The organism is Streptomyces sp. NBC_00012, assembly GCF_045040875.1.
GTDB lineage: Bacteria > Actinomycetota > Actinomycetes > Streptomycetales > Streptomycetaceae > Streptomyces.
Map to the genome: position 1 here is coordinate 61,060 of NZ_CP108310.1, position 20,766 is coordinate 81,825.

General features: G+C 66.8%; 17 protein-coding genes and 4 pseudogenes. 10 read left to right on the forward strand and 11 right to left on the reverse strand.

The features are described 5' to 3' along the window. Positions 1 to 8: 8 nt before the first annotated feature. The gene (locus OHA19_RS39195; RefSeq protein ID WP_331754044.1) at positions 9 to 1,601 is read left to right on the forward strand and encodes an ISL3 family transposase; all 1,593 of its coding nucleotides are present in this window, start codon (positions 9 to 11) and stop codon (positions 1,599 to 1,601) included. Between the two features lie 40 nt (positions 1,602 to 1,641). Here OHA19_RS39195 and OHA19_RS39200 read toward each other — a convergent pair whose 3' ends face one another. Next, a complete protein-coding gene (locus OHA19_RS39200) occupies positions 1,642 to 2,124 on the reverse strand; it encodes an Imm21 family immunity protein (protein WP_331734568.1) in 483 nt (160 codons plus the stop codon). A 374-nt stretch (positions 2,125 to 2,498) separates the two neighbouring features. Between OHA19_RS39200 and OHA19_RS39205 the strand changes: the two genes are divergently transcribed. The 6 genes and pseudogenes from OHA19_RS39205 (at position 2,499) to OHA19_RS39230 (ending at position 7,572) form a co-directional block, all read left to right on the forward strand. Then, complete coding sequence (locus OHA19_RS39205; protein ID WP_331754047.1) at positions 2,499 to 3,296, forward strand: ISL3 family transposase; 798 nt, start codon at positions 2,499 to 2,501, stop codon at positions 3,294 to 3,296. Positions 3,297 to 3,891: 595 nt separating this feature from the next. Continuing rightward, positions 3,892 to 4,338: pseudogene (locus OHA19_RS39210) on the forward strand (group II intron reverse transcriptase/maturase); the annotation flags it as partial. Between the two features lie 65 nt (positions 4,339 to 4,403). Then, positions 4,404 to 5,608, forward strand: a protein-coding gene (locus tag OHA19_RS39215; RefSeq protein WP_331734386.1) for an IS3 family transposase whose coding sequence is annotated in 2 segments (ribosomal slippage) — positions 4,404 to 4,695 and positions 4,695 to 5,608 — 1,206 coding nt in all. Because the reading frame shifts where the segments join, the coding sequence is not laid out codon by codon here. 46 nt (positions 5,609 to 5,654) lie between these two features. After that, positions 5,655 to 5,825, forward strand: a pseudogene (locus OHA19_RS39220) (group II intron reverse transcriptase/maturase); the annotation flags it as partial. An 88-nt stretch (positions 5,826 to 5,913) separates the two neighbouring features. Continuing rightward, positions 5,914 to 6,564, forward strand: a complete 651-nt coding sequence (locus OHA19_RS39225; RefSeq protein WP_331754052.1) for a group II intron maturase-specific domain-containing protein — start codon at positions 5,914 to 5,916, stop codon at positions 6,562 to 6,564. A gap of 360 nt (positions 6,565 to 6,924) precedes the next feature. Then, positions 6,925 to 7,572: a transposase gene (locus tag OHA19_RS39230; RefSeq protein ID WP_331750615.1), complete on the forward strand. Its 648-nt coding sequence runs from the start codon at positions 6,925 to 6,927 to the stop codon at positions 7,570 to 7,572. An 8-nt stretch (positions 7,573 to 7,580) separates the two neighbouring features. Here OHA19_RS39230 and OHA19_RS39235 read toward each other — a convergent pair whose 3' ends face one another. After that, positions 7,581 to 7,880, reverse strand: coding sequence for a hypothetical protein (locus OHA19_RS39235; RefSeq protein WP_405722882.1), 300 nt, complete (start codon positions 7,878 to 7,880; stop codon positions 7,581 to 7,583). Positions 7,881 to 8,179: 299 nt separating this feature from the next. Beyond that, the gene (locus OHA19_RS39240) at positions 8,180 to 9,892 is read right to left on the reverse strand and encodes an IS1182 family transposase (protein WP_331750616.1); all 1,713 of its coding nucleotides are present in this window, start codon (positions 9,890 to 9,892) and stop codon (positions 8,180 to 8,182) included. A 411-nt stretch (positions 9,893 to 10,303) separates the two neighbouring features. Between OHA19_RS39240 and OHA19_RS39245 the strand changes: the two genes are divergently transcribed. After that, positions 10,304 to 10,762 carry a hypothetical protein gene (locus OHA19_RS39245; protein ID WP_331750617.1) on the forward strand — a complete coding sequence of 153 codons (459 nt, stop codon included), beginning with the start codon at positions 10,304 to 10,306 and terminating at the stop codon, positions 10,760 to 10,762. Between the two features lie 997 nt (positions 10,763 to 11,759). Here the strand turns inward: OHA19_RS39245 and OHA19_RS39250 are convergent. From OHA19_RS39250 to OHA19_RS39260, 3 genes are all read right to left on the reverse strand, one after another. Next, positions 11,760 to 13,319, reverse strand: a complete 1,560-nt coding sequence (locus tag OHA19_RS39250) for an RICIN domain-containing protein (protein ID WP_331750618.1) — start codon at positions 13,317 to 13,319, stop codon at positions 11,760 to 11,762. Between the two features lie 130 nt (positions 13,320 to 13,449). Further along, complete coding sequence (locus OHA19_RS39255) at positions 13,450 to 13,992, reverse strand: hypothetical protein (protein ID WP_331754056.1); 543 nt, start codon at positions 13,990 to 13,992, stop codon at positions 13,450 to 13,452. 373 nt (positions 13,993 to 14,365) lie between these two features. Further along, positions 14,366 to 14,548, reverse strand: a complete 183-nt coding sequence (locus OHA19_RS39260) for a hypothetical protein (protein ID WP_331750619.1) — start codon at positions 14,546 to 14,548, stop codon at positions 14,366 to 14,368. A gap of 236 nt (positions 14,549 to 14,784) precedes the next feature. Between OHA19_RS39260 and OHA19_RS39265 the strand changes: the two genes are divergently transcribed. Then, positions 14,785 to 15,504 (forward strand): IS6 family transposase, encoded by a 720-nt coding sequence (locus OHA19_RS39265; protein ID WP_331750603.1) that lies wholly within the window; start codon positions 14,785 to 14,787, stop codon positions 15,502 to 15,504. Positions 15,505 to 15,672: 168 nt separating this feature from the next. Here the strand turns inward: OHA19_RS39265 and OHA19_RS39270 are convergent. Continuing rightward, positions 15,673 to 16,391 (reverse strand): annotated as a pseudogene (locus tag OHA19_RS39270) (IS6 family transposase). A 610-nt stretch (positions 16,392 to 17,001) separates the two neighbouring features. Further along, the gene (locus OHA19_RS39275) at positions 17,002 to 17,376 is read right to left on the reverse strand and encodes a hypothetical protein (RefSeq protein WP_331750631.1); all 375 of its coding nucleotides are present in this window, start codon (positions 17,374 to 17,376) and stop codon (positions 17,002 to 17,004) included. A 210-nt stretch (positions 17,377 to 17,586) separates the two neighbouring features. Between OHA19_RS39275 and OHA19_RS39280 the strand changes: the two are divergent. Beyond that, a pseudogene (locus tag OHA19_RS39280) lies at positions 17,587 to 18,305 on the forward strand (IS6 family transposase). A 414-nt stretch (positions 18,306 to 18,719) separates the two neighbouring features. Here the strand turns inward: OHA19_RS39280 and OHA19_RS39285 are convergent. The 3 genes from OHA19_RS39285 to OHA19_RS39295 all read right to left on the reverse strand — a co-directional run bounded on the left by OHA19_RS39285 (position 18,720) and on the right by OHA19_RS39295 (position 20,507). Next, entirely contained in the window at positions 18,720 to 18,869 is a 150-nt protein-coding gene (locus OHA19_RS39285) for a hypothetical protein (RefSeq protein WP_331750632.1), read from the reverse strand. Between the two features lie 250 nt (positions 18,870 to 19,119). Beyond that, positions 19,120 to 19,344, reverse strand: coding sequence for a hypothetical protein (locus tag OHA19_RS39290; RefSeq protein WP_331750799.1), 225 nt, complete (start codon positions 19,342 to 19,344; stop codon positions 19,120 to 19,122). Positions 19,345 to 19,655: 311 nt separating this feature from the next. Continuing rightward, positions 19,656 to 20,507 carry an IS5 family transposase gene (locus OHA19_RS39295; protein WP_331754059.1) on the reverse strand — a complete coding sequence of 284 codons (852 nt, stop codon included), beginning with the start codon at positions 20,505 to 20,507 and terminating at the stop codon, positions 19,656 to 19,658. Between the last annotated feature and the right edge of the window lie 259 nt (positions 20,508 to 20,766).

The window sequence follows — 20,766 nt, forward strand, 5'->3', positions numbered from 1 at the left end:
TGCTGGTCATGCAAACCGATGCATCATTCTGGGACTCGCTCGTGTTCGACGGTATCGACGAGGTGGACGTCGAAGCGGTGACCGCTGTCTTCGGCACAGTCGAGGTGGTGGCGAGAGGCCGGGTGGCCGGGGCGGAGTGTCCCGACTGCGGCCGCTTCTCAAACCGGGTGCACGACCGCTATCACCGCAGGTTGAAGGATCTTCCGCTCGCTGAGCAGGGCTTCGTGATCCGGTTGATGGTCCGGCGTTTCATCTGTAGGGCGGCGGACTGTCCGCGCCGGACGTTCGCCGAGCCGTTCTCACGGTTGGCCGCCCCGTACGCACGGTTCACCACTCGGCTCAACCACGCCCTGGAGCGAGTAGGGCTCGCCCTGGCCGGGCGAGCCGGCGCCCGGCTGGCCGCCCAGCTGGGCTTCGGCGCGGGAAGGATGACCTTGCTGCGCAGGGTCATGGCATTGCCCGATCCGCAGTTCAGCACGCCGCGTGTGCTGGGCGTGGACGACTTCGCGATCCGCCGCGGGCAGACCTACTCCACCGTCTTGACCTGCGTGGAAGCCCATCGCGTGGTCGATGTGCTCCCGACGCGTGAAGCCGGGCCGCTGGCCGCGTGGCTGATCCGTCACCCCGGCGTGGAGATCATCTGCCGGGACCGATCCGGCGCCTACGCCGAAGGTGCCCGGCGCGGTGCCCCCGATGCCCTGCAGGTCGCTGACCGGTTCCATCTGTGGCAGGGCCTCGGCCGGGCCGTGGAGACCTGCGTCGCCGCCCACCGCGACTGCCTGCGCAGCCCGTCGCCCAGCGGCACACTGCTGGAGGCGATCAGCCCAGAGTCCAGTCGGCCGCAGGACGACTGCGAACCCATCGGCCGGCGGGCCGAGCGCAAGAAGGCCGCACACGCCCTGGTCCACCAGATGCTCACCCAAGGCCACTCACGCCGGGCGATCGCCCGGCACCTGGGCTGGGGCCTCAACACCGTGCTCCGGTACGCGACCGCCGCACGCTGGCAGGACACCATCCGCGAGAACCGGCCCCGGTCCAGCAGGCTGGACCCCTACAAGCCCTACCTGGAACGGCGATTTGCCGAGGGATGCACCAGCGTCACCCACCTCCACCGTGAACTCCTCGCCGACAACGCGCCCGTCACCTACCAGATGGTTCGCGCCCACATCGCCACTTTGCGCACGGCTCCGGCCAGCGCGCCGCCGCGGCCTCCGACAGTGCGGCAGGTAACCGGCTGGCTCACCCGTCACCCCACGGCCCTGACCGAGGAGGAACGTACCGCCCTGAAGAATGTCCTGGCTCGCTGTCCCGAACTGGACGTGGCCGCCGGGCATGTCCGTGGCTTCGGAGAGTTACTCACGGGCCGCCTCGGCGCCATGCTCCCTGCCTGGATCGACGCGGTCGAGGCCAGCCAACTACCCGGCCTCACCGGCTTCGCACTTCACCTGCTCCGTGACCGCGACGCCGTGACAGCCGGCCTCACCTTGGACTGGAGTTCCGGCAGCATCGAAGGCGCCGTGAACCGCATCAAGAAGATCAAGAGGCAGCTCTACGGGCGAGCCGGATTCGAACTCCTACGCAAGATGATCCTGCTTCAGTGACCCTCAGCCACGACTCCCCAGGATCTGTACCAACGTCGGGTCAGGCCAGCTCGACAAATCGGTGGACACGAAAGGACGTCAGGTGATCGGGTTCGACGCTTGCCGAGTCCACCCGGTAGCGGCCAGCACCGAGTTCGAGAGCGGTGCTGGCCGTGAGTGTCCCTACTTCGGTGCCGAAGTAGGCGGCGTCGAACATGACGAGCTCGCCAGTAGTGCTCAGTTCAGGCCCTTCCTCCCACTCTGCGGTGAGAAGTCCAACCCGGATGATGTCAGCGACACCTTCCTCGCTCTCCGCGTAGCACCAGCGGACGAGGACTCGGTACTCAGGAAGGTAGGCGGTGGACAGAGGTTCGTCCCCGAGGACGAGCGCCTCGGCTCCGTCGGCCAGTGCGAGGACTCCAACGAGATCCATCACCTCGCAAGCCCGGTCGTAGTCGCCCTCCGTTCCCGACCAGTGCACCAGCGCGGAGCGTGGAACCACGATGAACGGGCCGCCCTCCGTCTCCAGCCACGTCAAAGACACGCCGCCTCCAGCTTCAGGATCTCAGTTTCGTGGCGACAGCGTATGTGCCGGGTCGGACAGGGCGGCCTCATGCCTGTGGTGGTCGGGGTGCGCGGTGACGGGCCCGAGGTCCGCGACTATCCCTTGCAATCGAACGATGCCGTCACCCTCCGCGATCGCTCCCCAAGATCTGTGCCAGAACCGACTCGCGTCAGCAGTTGTTCACCGTTGCGGGAGGCACCTGCGCGGCGGCGATACCGATGTTCACGGCTTTGGGTTCTGGCTCACATTCCGTGGAGCATGCACGCTGAGTGACGACTGTCAGGCGAGTGAGTCCTGGGGAAGTTGCCTGAAATTGACCCGTAGCGGATGCGGTGTGGCTGACGGTTCAGCTCGTGGAAGAAGTGGTGCTCCGGCTGGAGGAGTTGCTGTTCCCGTCGATCTCGGACGTGGTGGTGCTGTCGGTCGATGTGGACGATGAGGCGGTACGTATTGAGGCCCGGAGCACGGTGGCCGGGTCTGTCTGCCCTGGCTGCGGGAGCTGGTCACGGCGGATTCACTGCTCCTATCTGCGGTTTCCCGCTGATGTACCCAGCGGGGGCAGACGGGTCATCCTCTGTTTGCGCGTCCGCAGGTTCCTCTGCTCGGTTATCTCGTGTGGGCGGCGAACCTTCGCCGAGCAGATGCCGGGGTTGACCCGTCGGTACGGCCGGCGGACCGAGCGTCTGCGGTCGACGCTGGCCGGGGTCGGCCTCGCCCTCGCCGGTCGGGCCGGTGCCCGCCTGGCGAGCGTGTTCGGCGTGTCCGTGAGCCGCAGTACGGTGCTGAGGCTGGTCGAGGCGTTGCCCGACCCGGAAGTTCCGGCCCCGCGGGTGGTTGGCGTCGATGAGTACGCGACCCGCAAAGGGCGTCATTACGGGACTGTCCTGGTCGACGTCGAAAGCCGTAGGCCGGTGGACCTGCTGCCCGACAGGGAGGCGTCCAGCCTGGCCGCTTGGCTCACGAAACGGCCCGGGGTGGAGGTGGTCTGCCGCGATCGGGCACCGTTCTTCGCCGAAGGTGCCACGGCCGGGGCACCACAGGCGGTGCAAGTTGCGGACCGGTGGCACCTTTGGCACGTGCGCCGTGAAGCGCCGTTTGATCGAGTGGAGGTGGGAGACCTTCGCCGCTGTCCTGTCGCAGCAGGGCGGTGAAGCTGGGGGCAGCCTGATCCGGGAGATGCCGGGGAGGGTGGCAAGGGGCCCCTACAAAGCCGGGACGTATCAGCACTGCCAGATGGTGCGGGTCCGGCGAGCGAGATGGAGAGGTATACGCGAGGAACCGGTGTGTGAAGCCTCCTAAGGTGCCACCAGCTCGAACCTGGCGGATCTGGGCTGGTAGCGGCGCGCACCCGCACCGGGGTTGTTGGTGCCGGGGAACTTCCGGGTGGTTTGTGCTAGACGGCCCGGGAGGCCACAGCGAAGTGCTGCGGGTTAGTTGTGGCGATGCCGCGGGGGTATAGCCGGGTGCCTACTCCGTCGATCGATCGATCGGTGAACACGGGAACCTTCCCGGTCTCGCCCTTCGTCCGCGCTGCCAGCGCGGCCGGGACGGGCTGGGCACATCGTCTGCCGAACAGGCTGGGCAAGGGGCGGAGCCGTCGTAGTAGTCCGAGGCCGGGAGAGCCGGCCACATGGCGAAGGGCGGCAGCGAGATTGCATGGGAGGTACTGCAATGTCCGAAGTCACCAGGGTGGATGCCCCGGTCACGTGGCCGGTGGCTGAGTACGCCGAGCTACGGGTACGGAAGATGCAGATCAAGCTGCACCGTTGGGCGGTAGCCGATCACGGCTTCCGGTTCGACGATGTATTCAACTTCGTGTGTGACCCGGCCACTTTGGTAGTGGCATTCGAACGGGTCGCAGGCAACACCGGAGGCCGAACGCCGGGCGTGGACGGCCTTCGCGCCGACCACGTGCAGGCATTCGGGGCGGAAGCGTACTTGGAGCAGATCCGTTCTCAGCTGAGGGCAGGGGTCTTTCGGCCAATGCCGGTGCGCGAACGGATGATCCCCAAGGCGGGTGGGAAACTGCGCCGTCTGGGAATCCCGACCATCGCGGATCGGGTGGTCCAGGCCGCGTTGAAGCTGGTTATGGAGCCCATCTTCGAGGCGGACTTTCGTCCGTGCTCATACGGGTTCCGCCCCAACCGACGCGCGCACGACGCGATTGCCGAGATCCATCTGTTCGGCACCCGGGCCTTGACCCCTGATGTTGGACACACGAGACACTGGATCCTGAGGATCTGAGAAACGGACATCTCGTGGTCATGAAAAACTACCCGCCGGAGTTCAAGGCGGATGCGGTCGCGCTGTACGAGTCGCGGCCGGAGGCGACGATCAGGTCGGTCGCCGCCGATCTGGGGATCAACCCTGAAACACTGCGGAACTGGGTGAGGGCGGCCGGGGTGAGTCGGCCCCGGGGACGCCGGACGCAGGAACCGGCCCAGCCTCCGACCCCGCTGGAGGCGGAGAACGCAGCCCTGCGCAAGAAGGTCCGCGAGTTGGAGGAGGAACGCGAGATCCTGCGGAAGGCGGCGAAGTATTTCGCCGGGGAGACGCGCTGGTGAACCGCTTCCAGTGTGTCGCCGACCTCCAGCGCCGCTATGGCGTGAAGCGGCTGTGCAGCATCCTCGGCGTTGCCCGCTCGAGTTTCTACTACTGGCGCCGGACGGCTGTGGACCGGGCTGCCCGGCAGGCGGCCGAGGCGAGGCTGGCCGCCCGGATACGGGCGGTGCACCAGGAATCGGACGGCACCTACGGAGCCCCGAGGATCACCGCCGAGCTCCGCGAGACGAGCGGTGAGGCGGTCAATCACAAGCGGGTCGCGAGGATCATGCGGACGTTCGGGATCGAAGGGGTCCGGTTGCGCCGCCGGCACCGCACCACCGTTCCCGACCCGGCCGCGGCCAGGGCGCCCGACCTGATCGGCCGCGACTTCACCGCCGCCGCTACGAACACGAAATACGTCGGCGACATCACCTACCTGCCCATCGACGGCGGGAAGTTCTGCTACCTGGCCACCGTCATCGACCTCGCATCGCGACGTCTGGCTGGCTGGGCGATCGCCGACCACATGCGTGCGGACCTCGTCACCGACGCCCTGGCCGCAGCCGTCCGCACCCGAGGCAGCCTCGCCGGATCGATCATGCACACCGACCACGGAGCCCAATACACGAGCAGGTCCTTCGCCGAAGCCTGCAGGTCAGCAGGGGTTCGGCAGAGCATGAGCGCGGTCGGCTCCAGCGCGGACAACGCACTCGCCGAGTCCTTCAACGCGACCTTCAAACGCGAAACTCTCCAAGGGCGAAAGAGCTGGCCAGACGAGAGCGAAGCCCGACTCGACGCCTTCAGATGGCTCCACCGCTACAACACCCGGCGCCGACACTCCCGCCTCGGACAACAATCACCGATCGCCTTCGAGAACACCCTCCACCACACACCAACTACGCTGGCACCAGCCGCCTAAACCGTGTTCAGGATTCGGGGTCAAGGCCCCCCAGGGTTACCGATGGGTGCTGGACGCTGACATCGAGGCGTGCTTCGACCGCATCGACCACACGGCCCTGATGGGCCGCGTCCGGATGCGGCTGAAGGACAAGCGGGTGCTTGCGCTGGTGAAGGCGTTCCTCAAGGCCGGGATCATGACTGAGCTCGGCGAACGGAACGAAACCACCTCCGGGACGCCCCAGGGAGGGATCCTCTCACCCCTGCTGGCCAACATCGCTCTATCCACTGCTCGACGACTTCGCCGCCGAGCAGTGGACAAACACGATGGCAACCCGACGGGACCGCGAACGTCGACGGAAACATGGCCTGGGCACCTGGCGACTCGTCCGCTACGCGGACGACTTCGTCGTCATGGTTCACGGGACCAGGGGACACGTCGAAGAACTTCGCGCGCAGGTGAGTGGGGTCTTGGCGACGATGGGGCTGTCCCTGTCGCCGTCGAAGACCCGGATCGTTCACCTGGCAGACGGGTTCGACTTCCTCGGATTCCGCATCGTGTGGAACCGCAAGCGGGGAACGGACAAGTGGTACGTCTACACCTTCATCGCCGACAAGCCGGTCGAGGCGCTGAAACGGAAGATCAAGTCACTGACCCTCAGGTTGTCGCATCTCGATTACAGGGTCGCGCTGATCAGGATCAACCAGATCCAGCGCGGCTGGGCCAACTACTTCAAGCACGCGGTCGCCAAGCACACCCTTTCGCGCCTTGCCACCTTCGTTTGGTGGCGAGTCGTGCACTGGGTGATGCACCGCAACCGCATGACGTGGAGGGCCATTCGGCGATGGCTCCACACTCCGCAAGGATGGGGAGCGATCCGCATGGAAGGGATCGAACTGTTCAACCTCGCCACGGTGCCGGTCACCCGCTACCGCTACCGAGGAAACAGCATCCCAACACCCTGGCCGGAGCTCTGACCGAACCGATTCTGACGGCATGATCTCGTGGAGAGCCCGGTGCGGTGAAAGTCGCACGCCGGGTTCGGCGGGCGGGTCCGGGAAACGGTCCTGGAGTGATCCAGGAACCGCGCCCGGACCCGACCCGACAACCTGAGCGAGGCTGCAGAACGGTGCGTCGCAGACCACCGCGGATGTCTGCAGGTCCTGGCGCCAGATCCAGCCCAGCCTGCCCCCGAACCGGAGAAGTTCGAAGACCCTTCCGGCTCGCCCTGGCCAAGGGGGCACCGCTTCGCTGACCGCACCCGCGTCAAGCACGCGACCGTCCACGAATTACTGGCAGCCGGGCTCAGCCGGAGGGCGATTGGCCGCCAACTCCGCATGACCTTCCGCACCGTCAAGCTCTTCGCCGACGCAGCCACCCCGGAGGACCTGTTCCACGGGCAGTGGCAGGGCCGGCCATCCAAACTCGACGCCTTCAAACCCTACCTGGATGACCGCTGGAACCAAGGCTGCACGAACGCCTGGACGGTGTGGGAGGAGATCGTGCCGCTTGGCTATCAGGGCAGCTACCAGCGGGTTCGCGCCTATTTCCGGGAGAAGCGGCTCTCGCCGGGCCGCGTCACGGCTCGGCCACCGTCACCCCGGGTCGTCGCCGGATGGATCCTCCGTCGGCCGGAGACCCTCACCGAAACGGAGCACCTTCGGCTCAAGGCAGTTCTGGTCCACTGCCCTGAGCTGGACGCACTCACAGGCCACGTCCGCTCCTTCGGTCAGATGCTCACCGAGCGCCAGGGCGAACGGCTGCCGGAGTGGCTCGATGCCGTCCGGCGAGACAACCTTCCCGGCCTCCACACACTCGCCGCAGGCATCGACCGTGACCGTGATGCAGTCATCGCCGGCCTCACCCTGCCGTGGAGCTCTGGGGTCGTCGAAGGCCACGTCAACCGGATCAAGATGCTCAAACGCCAGATGTTCGGCCGGGCCGGCTTCGCCCTCCTGCGCAAACGCGTCCTGCTCTACTCGTGAAGCACAGGTCAGACCGCATCATCAAGGAGCCCAAAGCCCTCCGGGAACCCTTCCAGGAACTCCCGCCGCGCGGGGTCGGACTCGGCTTCGGCCATCGTCCTGAGCAGGTCGATCAACTCGTTCCGCTGGTCGCTCGACAGCTTGCTGACCAGGTGAGCGACGCCCTCCAGGACCTTGACGGCGTCGTCCGGATCCATCTGCTCGTCTTCACTGCCCTCGATGAACCACAGGACGTCGACCAAGGCCTCGGCCAGGGCGTGGGTCAGAGACGAGTACACGGGCATCGAGACGGGCTCCCAGCAGGTCACGGCAGCAGAGTCCGGCCATCCCATCACACACCACTGACATCACGCTCAGTCAGCCCTCCACGGAAAGTGAGCCAGAACCCGGCTTTGAGCAGCAACACGGATCACGGGTCTGGCACCCGGCAACGGTGCCGCCACGACGGACCACCTGCCCCCGTAGCCAGCGTTTTTGCCCAGCCCCTCTGGAAGCGGCAGACGGCCGACCTCGCCCACGGCCCCCGAGCTGCTGCTCAAAGCCGTGAACATTCGACGCGGGCCAGCCTCCGCAGCGCCTCCCGAACTGACTCTGCTGCGCAATTCGTTCAGGCGGAGAGTTGGTAGCTGAGTCGTTCGAGCCTGCTGGTGCGGGGGCGGTTGAGGGGGCCTGTGGTCCAGTGGGCGTCGAGCCTGATCACGTTGAGTGCGCTGGCGGAAAAGGCGTGTTGGAGGCGGACTTTCGGTAGGCCGCGGTAGCGGGCCCGGCGGATGCCGGTGATGTCGAGGGCCTGGTTGATGGTGCCCTCGACTCCGGCGCGCAGGGCGTACTTGTTCTTCCAGGTGCTGGTCTTCTGCTCGGCGCGGGCCCGGGCGAGGTTCTCGTGGAGTTCCTCGGGCCGCAGGGTGAGCGTGCGGCGCCCGGTCCTTGAGGTGGTGCACTGCTTCTGGAGAGGGCAGTCCCGGCAGGTCAGGACGCTGAAGGTGATGACGATCGCGTCTTTACCGTGCTGCTTCACCGGGTTCCAGTGGGAGCTGGTCCTGCCGGCGGGGCAGCGGACCTGGCGGGTCTTCCAGTTGATGGCGAAGGCGTTCTTGTCGAAGCCTTCGGCGGCCTTGGCCTGGGCAGAGTGGTCCAGGAGGACCGGGGTGACCATGCGGATGCCCTGTTCCATGGCCTTGGTGATCAGGTTGGCCGACGGGTAGCCGGAGTCGAGGTAGTGCTCGCCGGGCTTCACCCCGTGCTCGGCGAGCTTGCGCTGGATCGGGGCGGTCGCCTTCACATCCGGCACGGTCGCGTCGGTGGTGTGCACGTCGGTGATCAGATTCGGCATCACCTCTGTCCCCGCATCGGCGTCGGCGTCGGCGTCGGGCAGGGTGGTGCAGGTTTCCGTGAGATGGATCTTGTATCCCATCCAGAACAGGTCGTCGCCCTTGGCCGCCCAGCGTGCGTCAGAGTCGTAGGGGGAGGTCAGGCGGAGTTGACCGGGCGGGACGCCGTCGTCGGCGTCCCGCTTCTTGATCACCTGCCGTCCCCGGGCATCGATCCGGACGATGTAGGTCTGCACGAGGACCTGCCGCAACAAACCGACGGCCTCGATCTCGCGAATCCAGGCCGGAGTGTCATCGGCCCAAGCCGCCCGGCACAAGGCGAGGGCATCCTGCCCGAAGACCCGGGCGAGACGGTCACGTTTCGCCTGCGAGGGCGGCATGCGCCAGCCGTCGACCCGCGGCCCGTACCGCTCGGCGAACTCCGTCACGTTGATGGGCCCGGCCAGCCAGGCCGGTGCCGCGACCGCGAGGGCCTCCAGGGCCGCCCGCACACTCTCCCCGGCCAGCTCCAGACGGTTCAAGTCCCGCACCGCACTGATCACATGGGTGGAATCCGTGCGCTGCTTGCCCCCGGCCGCCACCAGGCCGGCCTCCTTGCAGTGCTCCAGGAGCCGGTCGAAGACCACCCGCTCCAGACCGTTGTCCGCGAGCCGGGCCCGGAACCTGCACAGCACGCTGGCATCGAAACCGGTATCCGTCAGCTCCGCCCCCAGCGCGTACTTCCAGTCGATCGCCCGCACCGCCATCGCCGCGGCCTGCCGGTCCGTCAGGCCTTCCGCGAACTGCAACACCGTCACCAGCGACAACGCCCCGGGCGACAGGCCCGGAGCACCCCGCACCCCGAACGCCTCCGTGAACGGCTCATCAACGAAGACCTCCGCGAGGCGATCCCGCACCCGTATCGGCAAACTCCCCTTCGGGAACGCCGCCCGGGCCACCACCACCGTCTGTTCCGGGATCTCCGGCAACCCCACCGGCCGCATCGACATTTGTACCGCCTCCACGGCCGCACGACAGGAAGGCGACCCCGCCAACGATCATCGCCGACCCGGCCTTACCCCGCAGCGAATTGCGCAGCAGAGTCCGAACTGCTGTCAAAACGCTGCTCACTGTCGTGTACGAAGCCATCATGCCGACCACGGTAGACAGACGCGGCCCTTGTGACTTTGCGAGGCAAGTGGCCAGCTCTCCACCGAACGTGTCAGGACACAGTGCTTCGTTGATTCCAATGTGGGCAGAGCGTTGACCGATAGTTGGCCCTCAGTCGCTGGATCGAGACACTGCCCTCCTTCAGTCGCGACAGGACCTGATCTCGTACCTTCAAATCAATTTGGTAACACCGGCTTTGGGTGGAGAACGCGTCCGCTAATACGGAAGGAGGACAGCAGAAGGGGAATCTTGTGGCAACTGCGATCATCGCCGTGCTGGGCACTCTGCTCGGTGCTCTTGCGGCGGGCGCTATGCAGCACCTCATCACTCTCTCCGCCCGCCGTGATCGTGATCGGCAAGCGCTGGCTGCTGCAGTAGCCAGCCTGCTCGGTGCCGCGACAGACTATCGCCGCCACCAGTACCTGAAACATGTCGTCCGCGGGACGGGCGAGGCGGAAAGTCTGGAGCTACAGACGGGCCGGTTCGAGGCACAGTGCGGAGTGACCAAGGCCGTGACCGCGCTCACCCTCGCGACCGACAACGCAACGCTCCTACGCTTGGCGACTGCTCTGGTTGACGCGTCTAGTGAGATCAAAAACCACGCACACGACGATCGTCCAGCCATCGACGGCTCGGAAGACCGAGCCCGCCGGGCACACGACGCCTTCCAATCAGCAGCCGCCCAGCACTTGAGGCAGTTCCGGCGTTGAGTCCTCCTCCCTGGGCAAGGGCAACCCGCAGGGTGCGAGAAACACAGGTATCTCCGCCGTTCTGCCGAATCTCGACACTTCGCGGGGGCCTCCCCTTCGAGACCGCCTTTTCGTAGTGCCCGATACGGTCGAAATCCGAGCTGGCCAACAAGAAATCAACGTGGCCAAGTACCGATTGTGACCGCTCGCGATAGTTGGCGGAAGCGTCGATTGATCTGCGCTGGTCATCGGCAGGGCTGCTCAACGTAGTTGGCGAATTTTGCTCACGCTAGTTGGCGACCACTGGGACACACTTGATCACGGAGAGTCGCTGCCGGTGTCCAAGCCTCGACGTGAGCGTCTCCTCGGCTGCACAACGGGCCCGCCGTCCACAGGCGATCACCGATCTTGTTCGTAACTCAACGTGACCTGATCAGTCCCGCAGCCAGTCTCGCCAACAAGCACGAGCATTCGCAAACAAGCATGAGCAGTCACACCGATCTGTGACTACGCAGCCTTGTTGGCAAATGGCGGTGCAGCTTGTCGCTGGCCAGACGGATGTGTCGCTGCGTAGTTGGCAAAGGTGCAGCGCGCTAGTTGGCAAGCCGCTGTCACGGTAGGTGATCGGCTTGTTCTCGATGCTGGCTTGAGCGAGGGCGACGGGGCCGTCCGGAGGTTCCGGGCGGCCCCGTCTGTGAGTGTTGGTCAGGCCGGGATGGGGGCGGTCGTCGGCTTGGACTCGACCGCTCTGAGGGCGGCGAGGTAGCGCTCGGCCTCCAAGGCTGCGGCCACGCCGTGATCCGCCCGCCGCCTACCGATCACCAGTGGAACTCGACGCACAGGAGTTGCGCCGCCATCCCTTTTCCCTGCCCGACCGAGGCGAGATCGCCCGGCCGGGGCGATCACGGCCGACCGCACGATCGTCCTGGCCGAGCGAGGGCTTCTCGAGTGCAGGAAACCGTCAGGATTCTGAAGCCCGTACCTGTGGGCCGGGCAACAGGGCCGAGGTGTGGCCGTGTCAGGAGATGGAGAAGACCGACGCCCACTTCTGGCTGGCCGAGCCGGCGGATGCGGTGTTGGCGGTGACCGCCTGGCCCGCGGTCGCGTTGCCGTCGAGGACGAACCCGGTGGCCGGGTTGGTCAGGGTGTAGGTGCCTGCGGAGTTCTGTGTCACCTGCCAGCGCTGGTTGGCGGCGCCGAGGTTGACGGCCTGGAGGGCGATCTGGCCGCCGGCGGTGGTCGGTGCGGTCAGGTAGAGCGGGACCGTGCAGCTGTCGTAGATCCGCACGGTGCCGTCGCCGTTGGCGACGAACTTCCAGCGCTGGGATGCCCGGGAGGTGTCCAGGGCGGCGAACTGGGCCACCGCGGAGATGGCGACGCTGCAGCCCGTGCCCCGCTGGAGGGCGACGCCACCGCCGTTGCTGAGCGCGTGGTAGGCGTTGTCACCGACGACCGTGGGGCCGTAGTTGATGGCATACGTGTCCAGCGCGGTCAGCGCCGAGCCGGTGGTGGACAGCGGCGGCACGGCCGTCGGGCGGACGTTCTTGAACCAGTCGGCGAAGGTCGCGGGCGTGTGCGAGGCCAGAGTGGTGATGGTGCGGTCCCAGCTGCCGTCCACCTGGTTCCACAGCTGGAGCAGCGCGCCGTCCACGTTGCCCTGCACCTGGTCGCCGGTCTGCCAGCCTGCGGCAGGGGTGAACGGGTAGGACGAGCCGTCCGGCCACACGTAGCGCTGGTCGCCCAGGAGGTAGGCGGCCGCCGAGTCGGCGAAGCCCTCGGTCCAGGCACAGGTCGCGGACGACACCAGCTGGATGTAGTGCGGGTTGCAGTTGGTGATGGTGGGCCAGGTGCCGTTGTAGAGCCGCTGATGGAAGAAGTGGCCCGCTTCGTGGAGCACGGTGTGCTCCGAGTCCGGGTCGGCGTCGGCCAGGTGGACGGTGTTCGACAGGTCGTAGTAGGGACCGTCGTTGGAACCGGTCTGCCAGCGCACCGTCAGTGTGGTGCAGGTCGCGGCGTTGGTCTCGGCGGTCGTCCAGCACGGTGTGGTCGAGTTGGCCCGGCGCGACCACAGCGAGTTGACGGTGTCGAAAGCGTGCCAGGCCCGGGTCGCGGTGGTCGGTTTGACGGTGCCGAGAGCGACGCTCGCCGATATGTTCGATAGTGTCGGCGTGTCGTGGGTGTAGACCGTGCCGGTGGAGTTGGCGACCCGCCACACTTGGTTGCTGCGGGTGGCGAACCGCACGAACAGGTGGTCCATGGCGGTGGTGTTGACCGGGGTGTAGCAGAGGTTGAACGAGCCGTTGGCCGCACCGGTCAGCTGGGTGTCGGTGTTCAGCTTGTGGTCGGTGTCGGTTGCCTGCTCCCGGCCCCAGAGCTCGACCGAGGCGTTGCGGGCGGCCCGGGTCAGAGTCGGCTTGGGGATGCCCCCCTCGGCGGACTGGTAGTCGAACTGCAGGGTGCCGCTCACGCATATCGGCTGCGCGGCGGAAGCTGTGCCGGCCGTGAGCGGCACGAGGGCGCCGGCGGCGAGCACCGCGGGCACCAGCAGGCGGAGCAGGACTGTGGGTCTGCCTAACATGGACGTCCTTCCGGAGGGCGCCCAAGCCCACCGACGGCAGACCTGGCGCGAGGGGAGGCCGAGGGCTCCCGGCCCGGCCCATGAGACGCCGCCAGGTACCGGCGGCCTGAACCGTGAGCGCATCGTCGCTTCAACGCCGCGTCGCCACCAGGGCGCACAGAATCACAGCCAGCAGTTGTGAGGCTCGTGTGAACACCTGGCAGGGATTTTGTGTGCACACCCGGCGTCTGCTCTGACTGGCCGCGTGCCCCTCAATCGCCGCAGCACCCTCGTCCAGATTCGCCGCTGAGCTGCGAGTGTCCGGCGGAGCATGGAAGGCGAAGCCGAGCTGGCGAGCCGGCTGTTGAGTGCACGGAAGCCCGTGCGCCCCCCCATGACCGTACGGATCGAGGCGGGCGCATCGGTGGGGGTTTTTGCGGTGGAGAATCCTGACAGCTCCAGTCCGGCCTTCACCACCTTCTGCAGCGCGATATTGATCAGGTCCGCCGCGATTCTTCGCCGCGCCCTCCCCGCGCACCGACTGCTCGATGATCTGCCGGGCCTTGGCATGGCCGTACGTCACGTCGGCCTGCTCGTGGACCAGGCCGCGATGGTGCCTGGCGGTCCGCTCCGCCCGGTACACCGGCAGCGTGCCCTCCGCCAGCTCCGCCGCCCGCCGGACGAAGTCCACCACCGTGTCCGGGACGTCCTCGGCGCCAGGCCCCCGTGCGCCGGTACGACTTCAGCATCAGCAACAGCGCCAGTAGATGCTCATCGCAGTTCGTGGCACCGGTCGCCCACTCCAGCTCATCGCGGCTCGGAGAGAAGAGATGCAGCTCGTGCGCGGTGATAGCCGCTCGAACCGCCGCCTCCCGGGACGCGGTGGACTTCATCGCGTGGTAGTCCCGCATCACCAGCCTGGCAATCACAATGTCCCGTCGAAGTGCATCTGTCAGATGGCGAGCCGCTGACCTGGTGGGCTGTCACGTCGATTGAGAACGCTGACTCTCAGCGTTCTCAACGGACATGGCTTTCACGGAATCGTTCTGACGGATGGGACGGTTGACTCAGCCGTCTTGCTCTTCAGCGAAGCTGCCCATGGTCTCCCTCAGGCGGCGCCGTGCTGCATCCAGACGCTCCGCGTAGTCAGCAGCGAAGATCCCGGGAAGTGCCTTGTCCAGCGTCCCCGCGAGCTTGTGGATCAGGGCCCACGCGGCCGGGGCGTCGACCAGACGCCTGAGGTCGGTCATCTGAACTCGCTCCAGTGTCAGCGGCCAGTCCGGATTCCCCACGTACGGCCAGTTGCGATGTCACTCTCCGTCTCCCCGCAGCCAACGCCTGATGCGGCCGGTCGTGTACAGGCGAAGGGGCGGCTGACTGGTCCGTCCGTGCCTGCCGTAGGCGATCAGCTGTCGTCCGGGCGCTGTCACGTTGGCGGGTGGCGTGGGAGGATCCTCGGGTTGATCGTGGTGGAGGGGGATCGTCCGTGGGGAGCGTGTCGCCGTCGTACAGGGGGCACCGGTACCCGGTCGAGATCATCGCGCACTGTGTGTGGCTGTACTTCCGGTTCCCGCTCAGTTTCCGTGAAGTCGAGGAGCTGATGCTCGAGCGCGGTGTCATCGTGTCCCACGAGACCGTGCGCCGCTGGTGTCTGAAGTTCGGGCAGGCGTACGCCAACGCGCTGCGCCGCCGACAGCCACGGCCGGGGGACAAGTGGCATCTGGACGAGGTCTTCATCAAGATCAACGGTGAGCAGAAGTATCTGTGGCGGGCTGTCGACCAGGACGGCAATGTCCTGGACATCCTGGTGCAGAACCGGCGGGACACGGCCGCGGCCAGGCGCTTCTTCCGCAGGCTGATGACGACGACGGGCGGGGTGCCGCGAGTGGTCGTCACCGACAGGCTGCGTTCCTACGGCGCCGCCCACCGCGAGGTCATGCCCTCGGTGGAGCACCGCTCCCACAAGGGATTGAACAACCGGGCCGAGAACAGCCACCAGCCGACGAGGCAACGCGAACGGGCCATGAAGGGCTTCCGCAGCGTGGGCGGGGCCCAGCGGTTCCTGTCCGCGTTCAGCGGCATCTCACCCCACTTCCGGCCCCGACGCCACCTGATGACCGCATCCGAACACCGAGCCGAAATGACCATCCGCTTCACCACCTGGGAGCAGATCACCGGCGTCACCGGCCGACCTACCGCGGCCTGAGCCCAGGCCGGCACCCGGCCCCACCACACCTCGACGCACAGTCAGACACCCACACACCCAACAACGTGACAACGCCCTGCAGCCGTCTACGAGGTGCTGTCACGTTGTTGAGGGAGTGAGTGCCTGATGGTGTGTCGGGTGTGGAGGGGGCGGGTTCCGGCTCCGTGCTCAGGCCGCGGCAGGCAGGCCGGCGACGCCGGTGATCTGGTCCCAGATGGCGAAGCGGGTGGTCATCTCGGCGCGGTAGTGGGTGGCGGTCATCAGGTGGCGGCGGGGCCGGAAGTGGGGTGAGATGCCGCTGAACGCGGCCAGGAACCGCTGGGCTCCGCCGACGCTGCGGAAGCCTTTCATGGCGCGTTCGCGCTGCCGGGTTGGCTGATGGCTGTTCTCGGCCCGGTTGTTGAGGCCCTTGTGGGAGCGGTGCTCGACCGAGGGCATCACCTCGCGGTGGGCCGCGCCGTAGGAGCGGAGTTTGTCGGTGACGATCACCCTCGGCACCGAGTAGGTCGTCTTCAGCAGGCGGCGGAAGAAGCGCCGGGCTGCGGCTTTGTCCCGCCGGTTCTGGACCAGGATGTCGAGCACGGTGCCGTCAGCGTCGACGGCCGCCACAGGTACTTCCGCTCTCCGTTAATTTTGATGAAGACCTCGTCCAGGTGCCACTTGTCGCCCAGCTGCACACGCCGGCGGCGCAGCGCGTTGGCATAGGACTGCCCGAACTTCGCACACCAGCGGCGGACGGTCTCATGGGACACGATGACACCGCGCTCGAGCATCAGCTCCTCGACCTCACGGAAGCTGAGCGGGAAGCGGAAGTACAGCCACACGCAGTGCGCGATGATCTCCACCGGGTACCGGTGCCCCTTGTACGACGGCGGCGTATTGCCCACGGACAACCCCCTCCACCATGATCAACCCGAAGATCATTTCACCCGATCAGCCAACGTGACAGTGCCCCCAGTCGCTGTAGCTCATGCCGCGGAGGAGGCGTTCGGTGGTGTGGGTGGTGGCCCCGGCGTTGGGCAGGGGCTGCCAGTCCCCGGGGACGGGGGCGGTGGGCGGCTGCAGGCCAAGCGGACTGATGCGCCGCACCGCATGACTGCGCCCCGGACCGTACTGGTCTGGGGCGCAGTCATATCCCCGGCTGCTGGTCAACACAGACGCCCGAGCCCGCCGGTTGGCCCGGTGAACTCGGTGGCACCGAGGCGCCCATCACGCCCATGTACGACCCCGAACACGCCAGCTGGCAGAAGGCCATCGCCTATACGATGACCAGCAAGAACGTCCCGATCCTTCTGTGCCGCCTTCGCTCGATTTCCAGACCCGACCGAGGGCAACGAATACGAGGGCGACGTCTGACAGTGCCCCTGCGATATGTGTCGGGCCGTGCTTGCCGCCGGCAAGCACGGCCCGACTAACTATCGGTGCACTTCTCTCAGCTGCACTCCGGTTCCGCCGCGAGAGCGAATCCCGCAAGGTCGATTACGGCCCGCTAGTGGCCTAGTAGTAACCCTTGCCGGTCTTGCTGGCCACGATCCAGCCATGGCGGTCGTAAATGTCGTCCTTGCCGTAATACCACGTGTTCCCTGCGGAGCTCTTGGCCGTGCACACGGCCCAGAAGTGGCCACCGAAATCGAGGCCGTAGCGCTTGGTGTACGTCTGACCGGGCCCGCTGCGGACTGCGGCGCCCGCCAGGTCTTCCACGGTTCGCCACTGATTCGTGATGTTCGTGGTGCAGTGACTGCTGTCCAGGGCCGAGGCCGTGGGCGCGGTGGCGAGAGTAGTGCCGAGTACGGCAGTGGCAACCGCCGCCGAGATGGCGGCAGTACGGCCGAGGCGACGCGTTGAACCGCGCAGCTTGAGGTAAATGGACAAAAAAGCCCCCAAAGGATAGTGCGAGGTAACCCCCGGAGTTTGAACACAGGGGATCGTGCTGCGAGTTAGAGCTTAGCCGTCCTGCACTGGCGCCATTCGCCCCCCATTTGAGGCCGCTGAGCACCGTCATTGAGCCCGCGCGCCGGCACTGTCACGTTGGCTGATCGGGTGAAATGATCTTCGGGTTGATCATGGTGGAGGGGGTTGTCCGTGGGCAATACGCCGCCGTCGTACAAGGGGCACCGGTACCCGGTGGAGATCATCGCGCACTGCGTGTGGCTGTACTTCCGCTTCCCGCTCAGCTTCCGTGAGGTCGAGGAGCTGATGCTCGAGCGCGGTGTCATCGTGTCCCATGAGACCGTCCGCCGCTGGTGTGCGAAGTTCGGGCAGTCCTATGCCAACGCGCTGCGCCGCCGGCGTGTGCAGCTGGGCGACAAGTGGCACCTGGACGAGGTCTTCATCAAAATTAACGGAGAGCGGAAGTACCTGTGGCGGCCGTCGACGCTGACGGCACCGTGCTCGACATCCTGGTCCAGAACCGGCGGGACAAAGCCGCAGCCCGGCGCTTCTTCCGCCGCCTGCTGAAGACGACCTACTCGGTGCCGAGGGTGATCGTCACCGACAAACTCCGCTCCTACGGCGCGGCCCACCGCGAGGTGATGCCCTCGGTCGAGCACCGCTCCCACAAGGGCCTCAACAACCGGGCCGAGAACAGCCATCAGCCAACCCGGCAGCGCGAACGCGCCATGAAAGGCTTCCGCAGCGTCGGCGGAGCCCAGCGGTTCCTGGCCGCGTTCAGCGGCATCTCACCCCACTTCCGGCCCCGCCGCCACCTGATGACCGCCACCCACTACCGCGCCGAGATGACCACCCGCTTCGCCATCTGGGACCAGATCACCGGCGTCGCCGGCCTGCCTGCCGCGGCCTGAGCACGGAGCCGGAACCCGCCCCCTCCACACCCGACACACCATCAGGCACTCACTCCCTCAACAACGTGACAGCACCCCGGCGGCAGCTCCCCAGCAGCCACTGCTGGCCTGCAGCCAAGGCAGCCGTTGAGGGCGCGCTCTGCAAACCAGGGCGGGCAGCCACGCTGGCTGTACGGGGTGGCGAGAGTCCCCCGGAGGGGAGCGCCATGGACGGGGTGATGGGCGATCGCCCTTGACCGCACGTCCCGTGCTGATGGCCTCTGCGGGCACCAGCCGCCGCATACGGTGGCCCGGCTTTTTGCCGCCTGCCGATCCAGCCGCCAGCAGACACCGACTACACCGACCGCCTTCTTGGGCCCTCAATCACCCGCTGCCTGGCCGATTCCGTGACAGTTGGACGTCACGCTTGAACGGCTACAGCGGGCGCACCCAGGCGTAGCCGGTGGTGCGCTCGTCATCGTCGCCGGGCCTGCCTCGGCGGATCTCCTCGATCAGGTCGAGCACGCAGGTGTCCGCCTCGTCCCGCGCGCGGTCCCAGAGGGCGGCGGCCTGCACGGTTTCCATACCTGCGGGGCAGGTGAGGCCAGGAGGTCCAAGGTGCTGCGCCCCAGCTGTCGAAGAGGACGGTCAGGGCATGGCGCTGTTGTTCCTCGCGGGCGATCTGCTGGACGAGAGCGCAAGGTCGGTGTACGGGTCGGCGACGGGGACCAGATGCTGGGGCTCAGCAGGCTCCAGCGACACCAGCACCGTCGTGGAACGTCGCTGTGCTCCTGGCTCCTCGTGGCAGTGGGCCCGGACAGATCAGTGTGGGCCCTCAGTCGGCGTTCCACTCGTGGGCGTGGCCGCCGCGCCATTCGATGAAGCGGGGGTCGTCGAGCACGGTGTCGGCGTCGTGAATGCCTGCCGCTTCGAGGAAGACGACGAGGTCGTGGTCGGAGTAGGCGGTTCCGAGGAATTCGTCGTGGCCGTGGGTGTGCGCGGTGACGCGTCGGCCGCCCGTGCCGGCGGGCTGGTGCACGGTGATCGGCGCGCTGGTCATGCCTCCAGCGTGCTCCCGGCGCTCCGGGCCTGCCATCGCGGCGGCCTCGTACTCGGTCAAGAAGAGGCACCGAACGTGCACTTTCGTTCATGGCGGAGGGTGGCCGTGCCCCGGCGCTTAGAGTGCGATCGCGCGGTGTCCCTCTTCGCTCGATTCTCTCCGGACCAGCTGGCCGGAGGGAGGAAGTGCCTCTCCCGGCCTTGCCAAGGAGGCAGATCATGAAGTGGGACGATGCGCCGGACTACGCGGCGTGGAGCTTCTACCTGAGTGCAGTCGAGTTACTGCTCGACTTAGACCCACCGGCAAATGGATCATTTGAGGCGTCGGGTGGTGGGGCGGCCGTCCCAGCGGTAGCGGCTCGTCGAGCGTCGAATGAGCATGCGGAGCGTGACGAGTGCGGCGGCGAGGTAGAGGTAGAAGTCCACGACATCGCCGCTCCTCTCGGTGCAGCGCCGCAGCTTGCCGTAGTCGTTCATCCACGAGTGTGTGCGCTCCACCACCCAGCGCTTGCCGGCCTGGATCGGGGCGGGCACGCCTTTGCGGGCGATCTCGGCCGAGAATCCCAACTCGCCGATCAACACACGTGACTTGGTGCTGTCGTACCCGCGGTCGAGGTTAACATTGACAGCCTCCGGCATCGCACCAGCCTGCTCTTTGGCCGCTGCCAGGGTGGGGCCGAGCAGCGGCGAGTCGTGCCGGTTCGCCCCGGCGGATACGATCCCGAGTGGAACCCCGCACGCGTCGGAGGCGACCGAGCGCTTCAGTCCTTGCTTGCCCCGGTCGACAGGCGAGCGCCCCGCTTTCTCTCCGCCGCACGGCGCCTTGGTGATGCAGCCGTCGACCGAGATTTCATCGAGGTCAAGGCCGATCATGCGGTCGTACGCCTCCAGGGCGATCCGGTGCAGCGCTTGTGAGATCCCCATCTGAGCCCACAGCTTGACGCGGCGTCGGATCGTGCGGTCGGAGCATCCGGGCGAGGAGATGCGCTCGTATCCGGAGCCGTGGACCAGCGCTTGGACGACGTGGTCGAACACGACGCGGTCCGGTATACGCCACCGATGGCAGCCGAGCGGATGGTCGGGGTCAAACTCGGCCCGATCGGGCAGCAGGGCCCTGAACTGGTCCCAGGCGGGTTCAAGCAGGCATGATGGCAGCGCGGGCACAGTCGTCCTTCGCGGTCACAGAGCGTAGAGAACTCCATGATCACGCGGGCCTGTGCCCGTTCTGCTGCCACCCCTCATCGCGACCGTGCTCCACCACCTACTGCCGGTCGGTCTTACTCAGTCGGCTCCCGCTGTAGCCCGGCGACCGCTCCGCGGGGCCGTTCCTTCAGGGACGGCCCCGTTCCTGCGTCTCACGACGACACCGCCGATGCTACGCACGCGGGCACTGCACAGCTACCAACTTCCAGCGAACGGAGTA

Coding starts and splice junctions, on each gene's coding strand:
- OHA19_RS39285 (WP_331750632.1), bottom strand. CDS start 18,869: ATGGAAACCGTGCAGGCCGCCGCCCTCTGGGACCGCGCGCGGGACGAG.
- OHA19_RS39290 (WP_331750799.1), bottom strand. CDS start 19,344: ATGACCAGCGCGCCGATCACCGTGCACCAGCCCGCCGGCACGGGCGGC.
- OHA19_RS39250 (WP_331750618.1), bottom strand. CDS start 13,319: ATGTTAGGCAGACCCACAGTCCTGCTCCGCCTGCTGGTGCCCGCGGTG.
- OHA19_RS39240 (WP_331750616.1), bottom strand. CDS start 9,892: ATGTCGATGCGGCCGGTGGGGTTGCCGGAGATCCCGGAACAGACGGTG.
- OHA19_RS39230 (WP_331750615.1), top strand. CDS start 6,925: ATGACCTTCCGCACCGTCAAGCTCTTCGCCGACGCAGCCACCCCGGAG.
- OHA19_RS39225 (WP_331754052.1), top strand. CDS start 5,914: ATGGCAACCCGACGGGACCGCGAACGTCGACGGAAACATGGCCTGGGC.
- OHA19_RS39260 (WP_331750619.1), bottom strand. CDS start 14,548: ATGACCGACCTCAGGCGTCTGGTCGACGCCCCGGCCGCGTGGGCCCTG.
- OHA19_RS39195 (WP_331754044.1), top strand. CDS start 9: ATGCAAACCGATGCATCATTCTGGGACTCGCTCGTGTTCGACGGTATC.